This window comes from Pseudonocardia kunmingensis (genome assembly GCF_006716445.1).
Classification (GTDB): domain Bacteria; phylum Actinomycetota; class Actinomycetes; order Mycobacteriales; family Pseudonocardiaceae; genus Pseudonocardia; species Pseudonocardia kunmingensis.
The window spans coordinates 1-15,550 of sequence record NZ_VFPA01000008.1 but is presented as its reverse complement, the minus strand read 5'-3'; the positions used below and the strand labels follow the sequence as shown (position 1 = coordinate 15,550).

Here is a 15,550-nt window from a genome sequence, read left to right as displayed (position 1 = left end):
CCCGTCGTGCGGCGCACGTTCGGTGTGGAGCTTCGCGTCATCGCCGCGGCCGGGCACCTCGTCGTCGACGAGTACCCCCGAGGAGATCGCCGACCTCGCCACCGACGACAACGCCCCCGCCTCGAGGGAGGGTTGCTGACCCGACTCGTACTTCCGGGCGATGCCGATCAGGGCGGATCAGCCGCGCGGCCGAGGCACCCACCGGGTCCCGAGCCGCACGATCGGTCCCGTTCGGAAGGCATGAGAGGAGTCGGCGTGGGAGCCGGGAGCCGGATCACGGTCGGGGTGCTGTCGATCGGGAGCCTGTTGATCGGGACGTTGCTCGGGAGCGCGGGCCCGGCGGCGGCGATGTCGGGTGGCACGCCGGTGTCCGACCCGGACGACGCCCCCTGGATCGCGACGTTCGCGTTGCGCGGCCCCGGGCCGCTGCTGGAGCGATCATCGTGTGGTGGCGCGCTGGTGAGCCCGGATGTCGTGCTCACCGCCGCGCACTGCCTCGACGGCGTCGACCCGGCGACCGGCGAGGTGCACATCGGCGCCGCGGTCCTGTCCTCCGACCCGGGAGTGGTGCGCGGCATCCGGTCCGTGCAACCCGCGCACGGCTACGGGCTGCTCGCCTCGCCCGTCGCCCCCGACCGGCCGGAGCTCTCCAGCGCGAAGAACGACCTCGCCGCCGTGCGGCTCGACGCGCCCGTGCCCGGCGTGCCGCCGCTGCGCGTGCTGACCTCACCCCCGGCGGTGGGCGAGCACCTGGTCTTCTACGGCCACGGGATCACGGCACCGGGGTCCGGGACCAGCGACGTCCTGCAACGCGGCGAGCTGGCCGTGCGCCCGGACGCGGACTGCGCGGCACTCACTCCGGCCACCATCCACGGGCCGTCGGTGCTCTGCACCCGCGACCCGCGCACCCCGCCACCCACGCATCCGGTGCAGGGCTGCATCGGCGACAGCGGCAGCCCCGCCGTCGTGCGGGACCGGTCCGGGCAGCCGTGGCTGGCCGGGGTGTTCAGCTACGGCATGGAGACCGCGGAGCAGCCGTGCGGGGCTGCAGGCTTCAACGCCTTCGCCGACGTCACCGCCGTGCCGCTGACGGGCGACCAGCAGCGGCCCTGATCACATCGCGACCGCCGGCTCAACCCGGTCGCACACCTGGTTTCGGCATGGCATCCGCGGGTGGCCGGCGCGGGGCGATCACAGACCCAGCGGGGCCCGGCTCAGCACCTGATCCGGCCCGTGCAGCCGGCGGAGCCACCCGACATCGCCCTCGTGGTAGACCGCGACCACACCGGCGACCAGCCAGATCAACGACGGCAGGAAGTCCTCCTGCAACGCATCGACGTACTCCATGCTCTCGCGGACGCCGGCCTCGCTCTCCAGCATCCCGGAGGTGTAGCGAGCCCGCGCCCGGTACCGCCGTCCCAGCGCGTCCTCGATCCAGGCGAGCACCTCGTCCACCCGAGCGGGCCGGTCCAGGAGTTCCTCCCGGGCCGAGCTGAGCCACCGGACCAGCGTCAGCGTGGCCATCAGCCCCGTGGGCCCACCCTCGTCGTCGGGGGCCACCCCGTCATCGATCGCGGCGAACTCCTCGGCGCACTCCCGCGCCGGGCCGGGCACCCGGTCGGTGATCGTGGCCTGCACGGCCTCGATCAGCAGGCCGCCGATCGCCTCGACGGCGAGATCGACCTCCTTGCGGTCACGCTTGCGGGCCATCCGCCACCTCCATGTCGTCGGCGTGCAGGGTACGGCCGCGGTCGACCGCTGCGGCACAGCGGATCGTCAATGTCCGTGGGCGCGGTAGGCCTCGGCGAGGTCGAGCCGGCCCAGGGCGTGCAGCACCGTGGTCAGCTCCTCGACGAGGGATTCCGCCCGTCCGGCGGGGTCGGGCCGGGGCAGCAGTTCCAGCGCCTGCTCGTAGCAGCTCGCCGCGTGCGCAGGCCGTCCCGCCGTGGCGTGGGTTCGCGCGAGGCCGGTGAGCGCGCTCGTGCGGGTGGTCGTGTTCCCGTAGTCGCCGGCGAGGCGAACGGCCTGGTCGTAGGCGTCGACGGCAGGCCCGTACCGGCCGAGACCCACCTCGGCATCGGCAAGGGCCTCCAGCGCCGTCATGCGGAGGTAGGGATCGTCGATGCCGTCGGCGGACAGGGCTCGGCGGCCGCATCACGGCGGTACTCGGGCCGCTCGCATCGCCGGACCCGCGGCGGGCCGGCGCTGACAGGCCGCTGAAGGTGACGGATCCACCTTGTCGAGCGCCGGTCCGGCGCATAGTCACGCGTCGTTGGCGCGTGGGCGGATCCCCTACCCTTCATCTTCTCCCGGACATCCTGCCTTGCCCAGCGGAAGGATCCAGCCCGTCACGTCCCGCATCGCGCCCCGGTCCTGGGCCACCCGCTCCGCGAGCGAACAGCGCCACGCGGTGGTGACGGGCCAGGTCACCGCATCCGCCTTGATCGAGGCGGCCCTGGACCGACTCGCCGCCACCGACGGCTGGCTGCGCGCGTTCACCCACGTCACCGCAGCAGAGGCCCGTGCGGCAGCCGCGGCGATCGATGAGCGGATCGGTGCCGGACAGCCGGTGGGACCGCTGGCCGGCGTGCCGATCGCGGTGAAGGGCCGCGCCGACACCCGCGCTCTGCAGTCCCGGCGCCTGTCCGCCGCCGGCGCCGTGGCCATCGGCGCCACCTCGACCCCGCGCGGGCCGGGCCCGCAGACCTGGGGACACACCGACCGGGGCCCGACCCGCAACCCGTGGCGCCCCGACCTGTCGCCGGGCGGATCGTCCGCCGGTTCCGCGGCCGCCGTCGCCGCGGGGGTGGTGCCGTTGGCGACCGGCAGCGATGGTGCCGGTTCATCGCGGATCCCGGCCGCATGGTGCGCCATCTTCGGCTACAAACCCACCACAGGCCTGCTCCCGGACGCCGAGCCCACCGGACTGGCCGTGGCGGCACCGCTGGCCCGACACCCGCACGACCTGCTCGTCTGGGCCGAGGCCGTCCTCGGCCGGCTACCGGCCACCCCGCCGGCGCGCACCGCGGTCTGGTCGGCCGACCTCGGCTACGCCGACCCGCAGCTGGATGAGGAGGTCGTGGTCATCGCCCGCGCCGCCGCCGAGCAGCTCGTCGCCCGAGCCCAGCTCCGGTGGAGCGAGCTACCCGTCGGGCTGGCCGACCCGGCGACAGCCTGGACCACCCTGCGCGATCCCGCGGCCCGACCGGCCGACCGTGTCCACGCCGACCAGATGCGCGCCGACAACAACCGCCGCCTCGAGTGCCTGTTCGCGCACGCCGACCTGCTGCTCACCCCCACCACTCCCGGGCCACCACACGGGCACGACGGGCCCGGCGAGCACATGAGCGTCGCCCTCACCTGGGCGTTCAACCTCTCCGGGCACCCGGCCCTCAGCATGCCGGCCGGGTTCACCCGCGACGGCGCCCCCGTGGGGCTGCAGATCGTCACCCGGCACCACGGTGACCAGTCCCTGCTCGCGCTGGCCTGCACCCGCCCGCCGGCACGCTCCCCCATCCATCCCGAGCCGACCACGACAGCGGGTGGCACAGTGACCACAACTGGGGAAGGAACCACAACCGGGGAAGGCGGGGCGCGTGACCGGACCGAGTGAACCGACTCTGGTGTGGCACGCCTTCCCGCTCGGCCTCCTCGACGCCGATCAGAGCGGCACCGACCGGACCCGACGACGATCGCTGCGGGAAGTGGCCCAGTGGCTGCCGCACATGGAGTCGCTGGGCGCGGACGGGCTGCTGCTCGGACCCGTATTCGCATCGGTGGCCCACGGCTACGACACGGTGAGCCACCGGGAGATCGACGACCGGCTCGGCGGGGTAGCGGATCTGGACGCGCTCTGCGCCGCCGCCTCATCGCGTGGCATCGGCGTTCCTCGGGCAGGTCTTCGACGACGACCACCCGGCGGTGGTCAACCGCACGACGCTGTCCAGCACCACCGAGTACGCCTTGATGCACGGGGTTCGCGAGTGGCTCGCGGGCGGATCTACCGGCCGGATCGTGGAGACGCTGCGGCTGCACCGGCACAACTGCTGCTCGCGCAGCTCACCACACACGTTCCTCGGCAACCATGACTTTCCCCGCCTCGCCGACGTCATCGCGCCCTCGCTGCTGCCCGCCGCCTTCTGCCTCCTGCTCACCCTGCCCGGCATCCCCGGCATCTACTACGGCGACGAGGTCGCCACAACCTCGACGTGGGTTCGCGGAGGCCCGGACAGCCTTCTGCGACCCGCAATGTCTCCTTCGGACGTGGAGCGACTCGACGGCCTCGCGCATGATCTGCTTGCAACCGTGCGGCGGCTCGGCGCGTTCCGGCGCGCGAACACATGGCTGACCACCGGCGCGCTCGAGGACATCAGCACACGCGCCGGGGCGGTCAGCTACGTGGTCGCCGGCGACGGTCGTTCGTTCCGCGTCCGAGTCAACCCCACGATGCAGACCGTTCGGTTCCCACCCGACGAGGAACGATCACAGCCGGTGCTGGGCACCGCGACCACCGAGAACCACCATGTCGAGATCCCCTCTCGGGGTTGGGCGATTCACCGCAGCCCGGTCTTCTCCCGGTAGCTCTCACCGGACCCCATCGCAGCTCGGGATCCCTCACGCGCTATCAGCTGGGGCTCGGGCATGCCGGCGTCGGCCGATCGGTCACCACGGACCTCACCGAAGCAGCCGACGCTGCCCGGGAAGGGCTGTCGGAGAGGATCCTTCCGGCAAGACTGAGAGCCTTGCTTCATGTCTTGCCTTGCCTGCGGGCTCCTCACCGGACGCGACCCGCTGCCCGGCGGAAGGTTGCACCGCACCTCGCGGTGGATCGTCGAGCACTGCGTTGGTCCGCTCGGACTCGGCACTCTGATCGTCAAACCAGAACGCCACGTCATCTCGATCGCCGACCTCGATGACGAAGAAACCATCGAGCTCGGCCCGCTGCTCAGGCTCACCGCACACGTCGCGCGCACGCTGGTCGACGCCGAGCAGGTCTACACCTGCCTCTGGTCGCATGCGGGCGCGGTCCCCGGCCACATCCACTACGTCGTCCAACCCATCACCCACGAGCAGGTCGCCGCCAGCGGCCTCACCGGCCCTGCCCTGCAAATGCAGATGTTCGACCAGAACCACACGCCTACCGACGACGAGATCGCACGAATCGCCCAGCGAGCCCAGAACCTCTTCGCTCGCCTTGCTCAGCCGCGCCCATGACCCTCGGCGGTTAGGGGCAGTACCTCCTCGGTGAGGGCGGCGAGACGCGGGAATCCGAGGCCACGGTGTGTGTCGAGGGCGAGTTGCAGGTAGTGGGCGGCCGCGTCGCGGTCGCCGTCGGCGAGTGCGAGCCTGCCGACGGTGTGGCTGATGCTTCCGAGGAATCCCCCTGCCATGCCGGCGACGGCGAGGCGACGGGCGTAGGGGGTGAGCCGGCGACGCAGGTCTGCGACGGCCTGTGGGTCTCCGAACGCGAGCCACACTTGCGCGCGGATCGCGGTGAGGGAGATCCAGAAGTAGTCCCACAACAGTGGGGGCTGCTCGGGCCAGTCGCCGAGGAGCTCTCGCGCCTCGTCCTCGCGTGAGCCCGATATCAACGCCAGTGCGTGCAGGTCCCGGAGTGCGGGCCGCTGCTCGACGGCGGCCCGGAGCTCGGGTTCCAGCTCTGCCAGCCTGCCCTGGACGATCCGGATCGTGGCCCGTTGGAGCAGCCCGACGCCGACCGCGCCCATGGAGACGGTGGACTGCAGCGTCTCGATCTGCTCGATGGCCGCCTCGGCGCCGGCGAAGTCCCCGGTCGCCTGGATGGCGAGGGCGAGGCCCCAACCGGCGATGAGCAGAACCGGCACGATCTGGTGTCGCTCGGCCAGCCGCTTCGCGCGGCACAGATCCGTGCACGCCTGTTCCCAGCGTCCGGACTCGGCCCGGTCGACGGCCCGCTTGCAGAGCGCGGCCGCCAGCTCGGCCGCGTCGTCCAGCCGGGCCGCGTGGGTGACGAGCTCGTCGGCGATCGCGATCCTGCGGTCGAGCAGATCGGGTCGCACCAGCACGAGGTGCGCCAGCTGCAGGATGCGGAGCAGATCGTGCGGCGAGTCGGCCCTGCGCGCCGCCACAACGGCCTGATCGACCAGGCGCGTCGAGCGCGCCGCTGACCCCGGCACGTACAGCAGCTCGACGGCCAGCGCTGCGCGCACGTGCGCCCGCAGCAGCGGTTCGGTCTCGGGAAGGCCGGCCAGCACGTCCTCCCACAGCCGGATGGCCTCCTCGTCGGGACGGCCGTAGTCGCGCCAGGTCCAGATCGTGCGCTCGGTGATCGGCAGCAGGGCCCGTGCCGCCGCGACGGCATCAGCCCGAGCCAACGCGGCAGCAGCCGCCTCGGCGAGCGGAGCCCAGGCCTCGATGGGCCGGGACATCCACAGCAGCGCCCGACCCAGTCCCACCAGTACCGCCTCCCGCTCCTGCGGGGTGGCCAGCTCGTCCTGGACCTGCGCCTCGGCGGCCATCGTGAAAAGCCGCACCGCCTCCGCGTGCGCGGCGTGCCCGGCGGCGTGGGCAGCCGCGCGGCTCGCGAAGATCCACGCCGACCGGGCGTGTACCGCTCCCGCCATCCGGTAGTGCTCGGCCAGCTCGGCCGCGTGCCGGGCGAGTTGGCCGATCCGCCGTCGTTCCAGCGCCTGCGCGGCCCGGGCGTGCATGCGGGAGCGGGCGGGAGCGGGCAGTGTGCCGTACACGGCGTCTCGAACGAGCGCGTGCGTGAACCGGTAGCGGCCCACGGATTCCTCTTCGAGCAGGCCGGACACCAGAGCCGCCTCGACCGCTTCCTCGACCGCGTCCTGGGGCGTGCCGACCGCCTCTTCGACGACGTCCAGGTCGAACGACCGACCGAGGACCGCCGCGGCCGCCAACAGCTCGCCGGCCTGGTCGGGCAGCTGGGCGAGCCGCTGCCTGACCACGTCGCGCACCCCGCCCGGCACGCCCCGCCAGGACGGGCCCGTGGGGTCGGACAGCTCGCCCGCGCCGGCCAGGAGCCGTACGAACTCGTTGACGAAGAACGGGTTGCCGTCGGTGCGCTCGTGGATCGCGGCGGCGACCTCGGCCGAGACGTCGATGCCGGTGCGGTGGCGGACCTGAGCGGCGGTCGCGGCGTCGGTAAGTCCCGTCAGCCGCACCCGTACCGGGTCGAGCCTGGCCAGATCGGCGAGCACGTGAGCGACCGGCGGACTGATGTCGGCCTCGGCGTCCCGGTGGGTGACCAGGAGCGCGAGGGGCACATCGACGATCGTGGCGGCGACGCGACGCAGCAGGCGCAGGCTGTCCGCATCGGCCCAGTGGACGTCGTCGAGGATGATCACCGAGGCCGGGCCGGTGCGCAGCGCGTCGACCAAGGCGCCGGCCACCCGGAACGTCGACGATGCGATGTCGACGTTCGCGGCGTCGGGGTACTCGAGCACGCCGGCGTCACCCAACAGCTGCTGAACTGCCCGTTTCCATCCCCACAGGGGTTGCGCCACGTCGGACTCCCAACCGCCCCAGCCGCATCGGAGCCCGGCGGCGCTCGCGTGCACGGCCACGGCCCGGGCGAGAGTGGTCTTCCCGATCCCCGGCTCGCCGCTGACCAGCACCACCCGTCCCTGCCGTGCCCCCGCGTCGGCCAGCGCCTGGAACACCGCTGCCAGCTCCGCCTCCCGACCGACCAGCGCCACGGACTCGGCGGCGGGCCGTCCGTGCACCCCGGCCGAAGGTGTGAGGGCGAGCGCGGGGTCCTGCCGGAGCACCGCCTCCTCGAGTCGTCGCAGCTCGACACCCGGGTCCAGACCGACCTCATCGGCCAGACGCCGGCGGGCCCGCCGTAAGGTCGCCAGGGCGTCACCTTGCCGGGCCGACCGGTACTGGGCCAGGGCCAGCAGCGTCCACAGCCGCTCACGCAGCGGATGCGCGTCGACGAGACGCTCGAGCTCGGCGACGGCCCGGCCGTGGTTGCCGAGCGCGACCTGGGCCGCCCACAGCTCCTCGACCGCGGTGAGCCGCAGCTCCTCCAGGCGCGCAGCCTCGGTGCGCAGCGCGGCGCACGTGTCGGCGACCCCGCCGTACGCATCACCACGCCACAGGCCGAGCGCGGTCTGCAACAACCCCGCCGCCCGCCCCGGATCGGCGTTCGAGGCCTGGGCATCGGCGAGCAACCGGGCGAACCGCCGGGCGTCGACGTCGTGGCCGTCGAGCAGGAGCGCGTAGCCCGGCGCCCGGGTGACGAGGGTCCGGGCCGGCGCGCGGGCATCGCGATCTGGTTCGAGGACGCGGCGCAGCCTGGCGACGTAGGACTGCAGGGACACCAGCGCCTTCGCGGGCGGGTCCTCGCCCCAGAGCAGGTCGATCAGCCGTTCCACCGAGACGGCGCGCCCGTCGGCCGCGACCAGGGTGGCGAGCAGGGCACGTTGCTTCGGGCCGCCGAGATCGACGGCCTGGCCGGCGACGACCACCTCGACGCCGCCGAGGACCCGTACCTGCCACCAGGTGACAGTCCTCGAACGTGACCCGGCGCCACCGCCCGCCACCCCCGAGGAGTGGGTCCGCCCGACCGTCCCGCAGGCCCGGCAGGCGCACAGCACGATGGCGCTCGGCCGCGCGATCCTCGCCCGGCGGATGCCTGATGTGCTGGCGGCGTTGCTCGCGGGCGGCGCCGTCGAGCACCCGCTGGCCGGCTACGCACCGCCCACCGCCGCCGGCGCGGCCGACCCCGCGCTGCTGGCCGACCTCGTGCCACTGGCCTGCCGGCGCAGCCTCTACCAGTGCGTGCTGCGCCACTGCGTCGAGGAGCAACCCGGGGTCGATCTGCGAACGGGCGTCACGGTCACCGGCCTGCGCTGGCGACCAGGAACACCGCCGCAGGCCGACGGCGTGACGACCCGCGAGCACGGCACCCTCGACGCCGACGTCGTGCTCGACGCGACCGGGCGCCGCACGGCCCTGCCCCGGTGGGCGCGCGAGGCGGGCGCGGAGGTCGTCGAGCGGGTCGAGGACACGGAGCTCGTGTACTACACCCGCTTCTTCCGGGTCCTCGACCCCGCGGCGATGCCGCGCATGGCCCGGGGAAACGCCACCGTCCTGGTCCTCGACGGCGTGTGCGCGTTCGCCTTCCTCTGCGACAACGCGTCCGTCGCCGTGGCGATCGCGCGGCACACCCACGACCGGGCGCTGGAGCGGCTGCGCGATCCCGACCTGTTCGACCGCGCTGCCCGGACCGTACCGCCGATCGCACCGTGGGCGGACCCGGACCACGTGGCGCCGATCTCCGGCGTCGCGGTCATGGGCGGGATCCGCAACACGCTGCGCTCCCCGCTGCGTGACGGGCGCCCGGTTCTGCTCGGGGTGTATCCGATCGGCGACGCCCTCGCGATCACCGATCCCACCTTCGGGCGCGGTCTGTCCCTCGCCCTCGCGCAGGCCGAGATCGTCGCCGACGGGCTGCGCGTCGAACCCGACCCGGGGACCGTCCAGAGCACACTGATCGGGCACGGCTTGGCAGCCGTCGCCGAGACGCACTGGTGGGACTCCGTCCGGCACGACCGTGCCCGGGCCAACCGCTGGCGGGCCACGATCGGCCTCCCGCCCGGGCCCGCGGCCCCGCCGACCGCCGTCCCGATGCCGATCGCCGGCGCGGCCTCGATGGCGGACGCGCACGTATGGGTCCGGCTGATGCGCGCCGTGCACCTGCTCGAGCCGCCCGGCTCGGTGTTCGACGACGGCGATCTCGCCGAGCACATCGCCACCCTCGACCTCGCAGCACCGCGGCCACCCGCGCGCAGGACCGACCTGCTGGCGGCGCTCGAGGACGATCTACTGACCACCGGATGAGCGTCCGGAGGCGCGTCGCGGTGGGGCGGGGACGCAGCTCAGCAGCGAGCTCGGCTCCGCCGGTCGCGCCGGCTCCGCACGGGCTCCCGTCCGATCAGCCTGTCGTCGCGTCGACCCGGTCGCGCAACCCGGCGCCTGGCTCAGCGCCGTTCGCGCAGTGCGCGCAGCAGAAGAAGCGGCCCCCGGCCTGCACGCCGTGACCGATGATTCTGCAGCCGCAGTGCTCGCACACCGGCGCCATGGCGTGGATCGCACACTCGAAGCTGTCGAAGACGTGCACGGCGCCCTGCGCATGCACCTCGAACGCCATGTCGTAGTCGTTGCCACAGACTTCGCAGGCAGCCATGTCGGTCCTCCTCGTTGCGCTCAGTGGTGCTGGACGGATTCGGTACTCAGCAGGTCGGCGTAGTCAGGCGGCAACTGTGCCGCGAGGTGGTCGTACTCGTGCCCGGTCAGCCCCGCCTTGAGCGCCGCGAGGGTGGCACGGGCGTGCCGGCGCGCCTGCTGCGGCGTCCACGATCCGCCCTCGGCCTCGGCGACGCGCCGGTAGAACTCCTCGACGTCGAAACGCTCGCCCGGCCCGTCCGCAGGAAGCACGGTGGCCAGGTCGGAGGGCAGCTGCGCGGCCAGGTTGCGGGTCTGCCCGCCGGCAAGCCGCCGGCCGAGCACCTGCAGCGTGCAGCGGACCCCACGCTCGGCGTCGTGCTTGCCGGCGCCGACGCCGTCGGCCACGGCCGCTACCAGTTCGTGTTGCTGCATGCCCGTCGGGTACCCGGGGCCGTTCCAGGCTCACATCTCTGCCAGCGTCCGGACGGCCAGCGATACGGGTATCCGCGAGACATGTCCACGGAGAAGCGGACAGACGCCCGCGTCCGTGTTCAGCGGCCTGAGCCCGCACGCAAGAAATACCCGTTCACGGCGATCACATCATTGACGTCACACCGGGTCCCGCCTCGCAACCTTTGTGCGCCCCGGGTCGATTCCCGATCCGGAGCCGGCGGCACCGAAGGTGATTCCGCGGAGCTGATCGACGACCGAGCCTCGCCGACGCCGCTGCGGACGATAGCGGTGCCGGCGATGACGGCCCGCCGGTGTGACCGCCGGTGGGGCCGTCAGCTCCTCGGCGATCTCAGCGGCAGCGGGACGCTGATCGGGATCGTCGGCGGTCATGGCCCGGATCAGACAGCCAGGAGTGGCCGGAACGGCCTCGGGGACCAGCGGTGACCGATGCAGCCGCGCCAACGCCGACTCCACCATCGGGCCCGGATACTCGCGGCGCCCGGTCAACGCCTCCAACAGCACAAGCCCCAACGCATAGACATCGACGGCGGGCCCGACACCTTCCCCACGGACCTGCTCCGGCGACAGGTAGGCAGCCGTACCGACGATCGCCCCGTTCGCCGTCGTGGCGGTGCGGTCGACCGCGACCGCGATACCGAAATCCGCCAGTCGCGCCCGACCCTGGTCGAGCAGCACGTTCGCCGGCTTGACGTCGCGGTGCACCACTCCGCGCATGTGCACGTACGCGAGCGCGTCTGCCAGCTCTGAGCCGAGCCGACACACAAGCCGAGGGGGCAACACCGGGCCGACGCGGATCCGCTCCGCCAGACTCGGCCCCTCCGCCAGGTCGGTCACCACCCATGACGACCCGTGCTCAGTGCCCGCGTCCCGCAGCCGCACCAGCCCTGGATGGCGCAGCCGGCCCAACACCGACAACTCCTGGGCCTGCCGGCGCACATCCTGCACCGAGGCCCCGGGGCGAAACTGCTTCACCGCAACCATCGCCCGCGACTGCAGGTCGCGAGCACGACGCACCACCGCCGACGAGCCGACCCCGATCACCGGCCCCAGCACGTACCGGCCCTGCAACACCGTCCCGGACACCGCCACATCGGGTGCGGCCGTATCAGGTGTCGCCGGATGGGGCAGCTCCAACTCGTGATCGACCCTCACATCGATTCATCCCCCGCGAGCGCACCGCGTATGCGCCACCGACCCATCCGCACGGCCGACGGCCCGCGGGCCAGGTCGAACGGTCCTTGATCGGCGCTCAGCGGACGACGGTCATCGCCGCGGCCGATGGCAGACACCTGGGCCGGTGAGCTGCTGCTGGGGCCGGTCCTGTGGATCGGGTTCCCGGCCACGCTCTGGGTCGGCGCCACCGTGCACGAACACACACCCTGGAAACCCGCAGCGATCCACGCCGGCGACTGGCTCGCCAAGCTGCTCTCCCTCGGTGTCCTGATCGGCATCTGGCAATAGGGGGCACGAACCGACCGGGCCGGGGAGCTCACACACTCCCCCGCGCTCTGCTCCCGCAGTTGATGGTGGATCCTCACCGGTCCGCAGGCGGCGCTCGTTCCGGATCGAGCAGCCGGGGCACCAGCTCGGCACCTGCGGTGGCGGCGGCCGCCCAGCCGAGCACCACGAGCCAGGACAGCGGGTCCAGGGCGGTGCAGCCGAAGAACCGGTTGACACCCGGGGTCTGCACCACGACCGCCAGCACGGCGAGGGAACCGGCTGCGGTGACGAGCACGAGCGGGCTGCGGCGGCCGGCCCACGCGGTCTGGCCGAGCTGGGTGGTGATGAGCGCGGCAAGGCCCATCGTGCCGGCCCGGCCTCGGGTGCCGGTGAGGCGGCCGACGGCCCACGCACCGCTCGCCCCGGCCGCCGTCGCGGCCCCCCGCACCAGCATCGTCTGCCGGACCGCGGCTCGGAAACCGTGCTGCGGGCCGGCCAGCAGTTCGGTCTCCAGCGGATGGCCGTCCAGCGGCCCACTCGCCTGCGCGTCGGCGTTCGCCGAATGCCGCCGCGGCGCGGCGACCGCCACCGCCAGTGCCGGGAACATGTCGGTGAGCAGGTTGACAAGGAGCAGTTGGCGGGTGCCGAGCGGTGCGCGCCCACCGAGGGCGGTGCCCAGGACGGTGAAAGCCACCTCGCCCGCGTTGCCGCCCACGAGCACCGAGACCGCATCCCGCACCCGCGACCACATGGCGCGGCCCTCGCCGATCGCGTCGACGAGCCGCGTCAGATCCGGATCGGTGAGTACCAGATCCGCCGAGCGACGGGCGGCCGGGGACTCCGGGCCGGTCATGCCGATACCGACGTCGGCCAGCCGGATCGCCGCAGCGTCGTTGACACCGTCACCGGTCATCGCCAGCGTCGCCCCAGCTCGGCGCAGCGACGCGACGATCGACACCTTCTGCTCCGGGGAGACCCGGGCGAAGACCGCCGCTTCCTGCACCAGCCGCATACGTTCGGCGTCACCGGCCCGGGCGAACCGGGAGCCGGTGATCACGCGGTCGGCGTCAGGGACGCCGGCCTGAGCGGCGATGGCAGCGGCGGTCTGCGGGTGGTCGCCGGTGACGACGAGGACCCGCACGCCGGCGGCGCCCAGCCGGGTGACCGCGTCCACCGCGGAGGGTCGGACCGTGTCGGCGAGGGCGATCATCCCCCGGAGGGTGAGCTCCTGCGCGGCGTCGTCGAGGTCGCCGGGAACACCACCGTCCGCCGGCAGATCTCGGTCGGCCACCGCGAGCACCCGCAGCCCGTCGGCGGCGAGGGTCCGCACGGTCTCGGCGGCGCAGCCGGTGTCGGCGCACCGGGCCAGCACCACCTCCGGGGAGCCCTTGACCAGGAGCCGACCCGCCCGCGCTGCCGCGGAGAAGCCCCGCCCCCCGGTGAACGGCAGCGCCGCATCGGGCTCCTCAGCACAGACCACACCGCGTGCGGCCGCGGCTTCGGCGACCGCCCGGTCGGTCTCGTGTGCCCGCTCGTCCTCGCTGCTCGCGGCGGCGGCCGCGAGGTGCAGGAGCTCCTCGTCGCCCAGACCATCGCCGAGCGGGACGACGCGGACCACCCGGAGCCGGTTCTCGGTGAGCGTGCCGGTCTTGTCGAAGCAGACGGTGTCGACGCGTCCCAGCGCCTCCAGCACCCGGGCGCTGCGCACGATGACGCCGCGCCGGGACAGCCGGCGGGCGGCGGCGAGCTGCGCGACGGTCGCCACCAGCGGCAGGCCCTCGGGCACGGCGGCGACAGCCACCGCGACGCCCGAGGCGACCGCTTCGCGCAGCGGCCGCCGCCACAGCACGCCGAGCGCGGTCACCGCGGCGCCGCCGGCGAGGGTGAGCGGCAGGACCGCGCGGGTCAACTCGCCGAGGCGGGTCTGGATGCCCGGCGGCGGCGCGGCACCGGCGGCGGCCGCTGCGGCGCGGCCGGCCTGGGTGTCCCGACCGACGGCCACCACCACGACGCGGCCCGTGCCGGCGACGATCGTGGTGCCCTCGAAGAGCATGCAGGTGCGGTCGGCGAGCTCGGCGCCGCGCGTGGCCGGTAGCGACTTCGCGACCGGCAGCGACTCGCCGGTCAGGACGGACTCGTCGACTTCGAGATCGAACGCCTCCAGCAGCCGGGCGTCGGCCGGCACCACGTCGCCCGGCTCCACGACCAGCACGTCGCCGACCCGCAGTCGGGTGGCGGGCACGTCCTCCCGCCCGCCGTCGGTCAGCCGGTGGGCGACGATCTCCTGCTCGAGCAGCAGCGACTCGATGGCTGTCTCTGCTCGGAGCCGTTGCAGGCCGCTGAGCAGAGCGTTGGCGACCGTCACGCCGCCGACGAGGACCGCGTCGGTGGCCTCGCCGAGCAGCGCGGTCGCGGCCGCCCCGGTGCCCAGCACCGGGGTGAGCGGGTCGGCCAGCTCGGCGGCGACGGTGCCGAGGTACCGGGCCGGCAGCCCGACACCCGGCAGCTCGACGAACCGGCGCAGCGGCGACGGTCTCCGGCCGGCCGGCTCCGGCGGGGCGTCGGCCAGCCGCCGGAGCACCTGCTCGGGCTCCATCGCGTGCCAGGCGGTGTGCGTGCTCGGCGCCGGGAGTGGCCGCGCGTCCAGTCGCAGCGCGGTCCAGGAGCCGATCGCCAGCGTCACCGCCGTGGCCGTCTTGCCAGGGGTGGTCGCGCCGCGCTGGCCGTACCGCGGGTGGCCGACTGCGGCGAGCAGCGCGCCGAGCGCGTTGCCGGTCAGCCCGGTGTTCACCACCCGACGGCTGAGCGCACGGGCGGCGGCGGTCGCGGTGACCACCCGCCAGGCCTCGCCGAGGCCGGGCCCGGTCACGAGATCGGCGCCCCACGCGGGCGGCCGGTCCGGGCATATCGGAGCGATCCCGACGTCCGCGGCGAGCAGGCCGGGACCGTCGAGCGCGGACACCGCGAGCACCCCGTGTCCCGCGGCCTGCAGGCGGCGCACGGTCCCGGCCAACGCCTCACCGGGTGCCACGACCTCGTCGGCGAGGGCGGCGAGCTCCCGCACGCCGACGTGCTCGGTGAGCACCACCCGGTGTCCGGCCTCGCGCGCCGCGTCGAGCAGCGGCTCGGCCAGCGGGTCGAGCTCGCGTGCCACCGTCACGGTGCCGACGGCGACGCCCCGGTCGAGCACCCGGTGCCGGGTCCCGCCGGGCACGTCCGACGACGGCGGACGTGCATCGGCGAGTCGCAGCCCGTCACCCCCGGAGCCCTCGGCGCCCTCGGAACCGTCGAGCAGTCGTGCTGCGGCGGACCACACGCGGTCCTCGTCCCACCCCTCGGCCTCGGCGGTGGCCGTGACGACCACCGGTGGCCCCGCGCACAGCACGTCGCTGTCCAGCACGACCGTGTCGACGCGGTCGAGCCTGCGGTAGGCCGACCCGTCCATCGGCAGGACGCCGCGGCG

Annotated in this window: 13 protein-coding genes and 1 pseudogene; 7 read left to right on the top strand and 7 right to left on the bottom strand. The window is 73.8% G+C overall.

Annotation, left to right across the window (positions count from 1 at the left end; translation table 11 throughout):
- Positions 1-255 precede the first annotated feature (255 nt).
- Positions 256-1,113, top strand: coding sequence for a S1 family peptidase (locus tag FB558_RS40715; RefSeq protein ID WP_211367203.1), 858 nt, complete (start codon positions 256-258; stop codon positions 1,111-1,113).
- 78 nt (positions 1,114-1,191) lie between these two features.
- Here the strand turns inward: FB558_RS40715 and FB558_RS40710 are convergent, their stop codons facing one another.
- A complete protein-coding gene (locus FB558_RS40710) occupies positions 1,192-1,710 on the bottom strand; it encodes a hypothetical protein (protein WP_142064488.1) in 519 nt (172 codons plus the stop codon).
- A 66-nt stretch (positions 1,711-1,776) separates the two neighbouring features.
- Complete coding sequence (locus FB558_RS40705; protein WP_142064485.1) at positions 1,777-2,103, bottom strand: tetratricopeptide repeat protein; 327 nt, start codon at positions 2,101-2,103, stop codon at positions 1,777-1,779.
- A gap of 220 nt (positions 2,104-2,323) precedes the next feature.
- Here FB558_RS40705 and FB558_RS40700 point away from each other — a divergent pair, with 220 nt between their 5' ends.
- The 4 genes and pseudogenes from FB558_RS40700 (at position 2,324) to FB558_RS40685 (ending at position 5,214) form a co-directional block, all read left to right on the top strand.
- Positions 2,324-3,613 carry an amidase family protein gene (locus FB558_RS40700; protein ID WP_211367202.1) on the top strand — a complete coding sequence of 430 codons (1,290 nt, stop codon included), beginning with the start codon at positions 2,324-2,326 and terminating at the stop codon, positions 3,611-3,613.
- Between the two features lie 112 nt (positions 3,614-3,725).
- Positions 3,726-3,824 (top strand): annotated as a pseudogene (locus FB558_RS45880) (hypothetical protein); the annotation flags it as partial.
- Positions 3,825-3,873: 49 nt separating this feature from the next.
- Positions 3,874-4,581, top strand: coding sequence for an alpha-amylase family glycosyl hydrolase (locus FB558_RS40690; RefSeq protein ID WP_246107132.1), 708 nt, complete (start codon positions 3,874-3,876; stop codon positions 4,579-4,581).
- A gap of 168 nt (positions 4,582-4,749) precedes the next feature.
- On the top strand, positions 4,750-5,214 hold the full coding sequence (locus FB558_RS40685; protein ID WP_142064476.1) for an HIT family protein: 465 nt from the start codon (positions 4,750-4,752) through the stop codon (positions 5,212-5,214).
- Here the strand turns inward: FB558_RS40685 and FB558_RS40680 are convergent.
- Positions 5,199-8,471 carry an ATP-binding protein gene (locus tag FB558_RS40680; RefSeq protein WP_142064473.1) on the bottom strand — a complete coding sequence of 1,091 codons (3,273 nt, stop codon included), beginning with the start codon at positions 8,469-8,471 and terminating at the stop codon, positions 5,199-5,201. The two genes, FB558_RS40685 and FB558_RS40680, sit on opposite strands and share 16 nt — an antisense overlap.
- A gap of 34 nt (positions 8,472-8,505) precedes the next feature.
- On the opposite strand from FB558_RS40680, the gene FB558_RS40675 reads away from it, so the two are divergent.
- The gene (locus FB558_RS40675; protein WP_142064469.1) at positions 8,506-9,846 is read left to right on the top strand and encodes a hypothetical protein; all 1,341 of its coding nucleotides are present in this window, start codon (positions 8,506-8,508) and stop codon (positions 9,844-9,846) included.
- A gap of 94 nt (positions 9,847-9,940) precedes the next feature.
- On the opposite strand, the gene FB558_RS40670 is transcribed toward FB558_RS40675, so the two are convergent.
- The 3 genes from FB558_RS40670 to FB558_RS40660 form a co-directional block, all read right to left on the bottom strand.
- Entirely contained in the window at positions 9,941-10,192 is a 252-nt protein-coding gene (locus FB558_RS40670) for a hypothetical protein (protein WP_142064466.1), read from the bottom strand.
- A gap of 20 nt (positions 10,193-10,212) precedes the next feature.
- Positions 10,213-10,605 carry a DUF2267 domain-containing protein gene (locus tag FB558_RS40665; protein WP_142064463.1) on the bottom strand — a complete coding sequence of 131 codons (393 nt, stop codon included), beginning with the start codon at positions 10,603-10,605 and terminating at the stop codon, positions 10,213-10,215.
- 177 nt (positions 10,606-10,782) lie between these two features.
- Positions 10,783-11,799 (bottom strand): serine/threonine-protein kinase, encoded by a 1,017-nt coding sequence (locus FB558_RS40660; RefSeq protein ID WP_170231795.1) that lies wholly within the window; start codon positions 11,797-11,799, stop codon positions 10,783-10,785.
- A 126-nt stretch (positions 11,800-11,925) separates the two neighbouring features.
- Here FB558_RS40660 and FB558_RS40655 point away from each other — a divergent pair, with 126 nt between their 5' ends.
- Positions 11,926-12,108, top strand: coding sequence for a DUF1761 domain-containing protein (locus FB558_RS40655; RefSeq protein ID WP_142064457.1), 183 nt, complete (start codon positions 11,926-11,928; stop codon positions 12,106-12,108).
- Between the two features lie 73 nt (positions 12,109-12,181).
- On the opposite strand, the gene FB558_RS40650 is transcribed toward FB558_RS40655, so the two are convergent.
- Positions 12,182-15,550: cation-translocating P-type ATPase (locus tag FB558_RS40650; protein WP_142064454.1), on the bottom strand; the 3,369-nt coding region annotated here is incomplete at its 5' end.

What these genes read in the sequence shown, in the direction of transcription:
- FB558_RS40710 (WP_142064488.1), bottom strand. Translation starts at nt 1,710, where the DNA reads ATGGCCCGCAAGCGTGACCGCAAGGAGGTCGATCTCGCCGTCGAGGCG.
- FB558_RS40705 (WP_142064485.1), bottom strand. Translation starts at nt 2,103, where the DNA reads ATGACGGCGCTGGAGGCCCTTGCCGATGCCGAGGTGGGTCTCGGCCGG.
- FB558_RS40685 (WP_142064476.1), top strand. Translation starts at nt 4,750, where the DNA reads ATGTCTTGCCTTGCCTGCGGGCTCCTCACCGGACGCGACCCGCTGCCC.
- FB558_RS40670 (WP_142064466.1), bottom strand. Translation starts at nt 10,192, where the DNA reads ATGGCTGCCTGCGAAGTCTGTGGCAACGACTACGACATGGCGTTCGAG.
- FB558_RS40665 (WP_142064463.1), bottom strand. Translation starts at nt 10,605, where the DNA reads ATGCAGCAACACGAACTGGTAGCGGCCGTGGCCGACGGCGTCGGCGCC.
- FB558_RS40655 (WP_142064457.1), top strand. Translation starts at nt 11,926, where the DNA reads ATGGCAGACACCTGGGCCGGTGAGCTGCTGCTGGGGCCGGTCCTGTGG.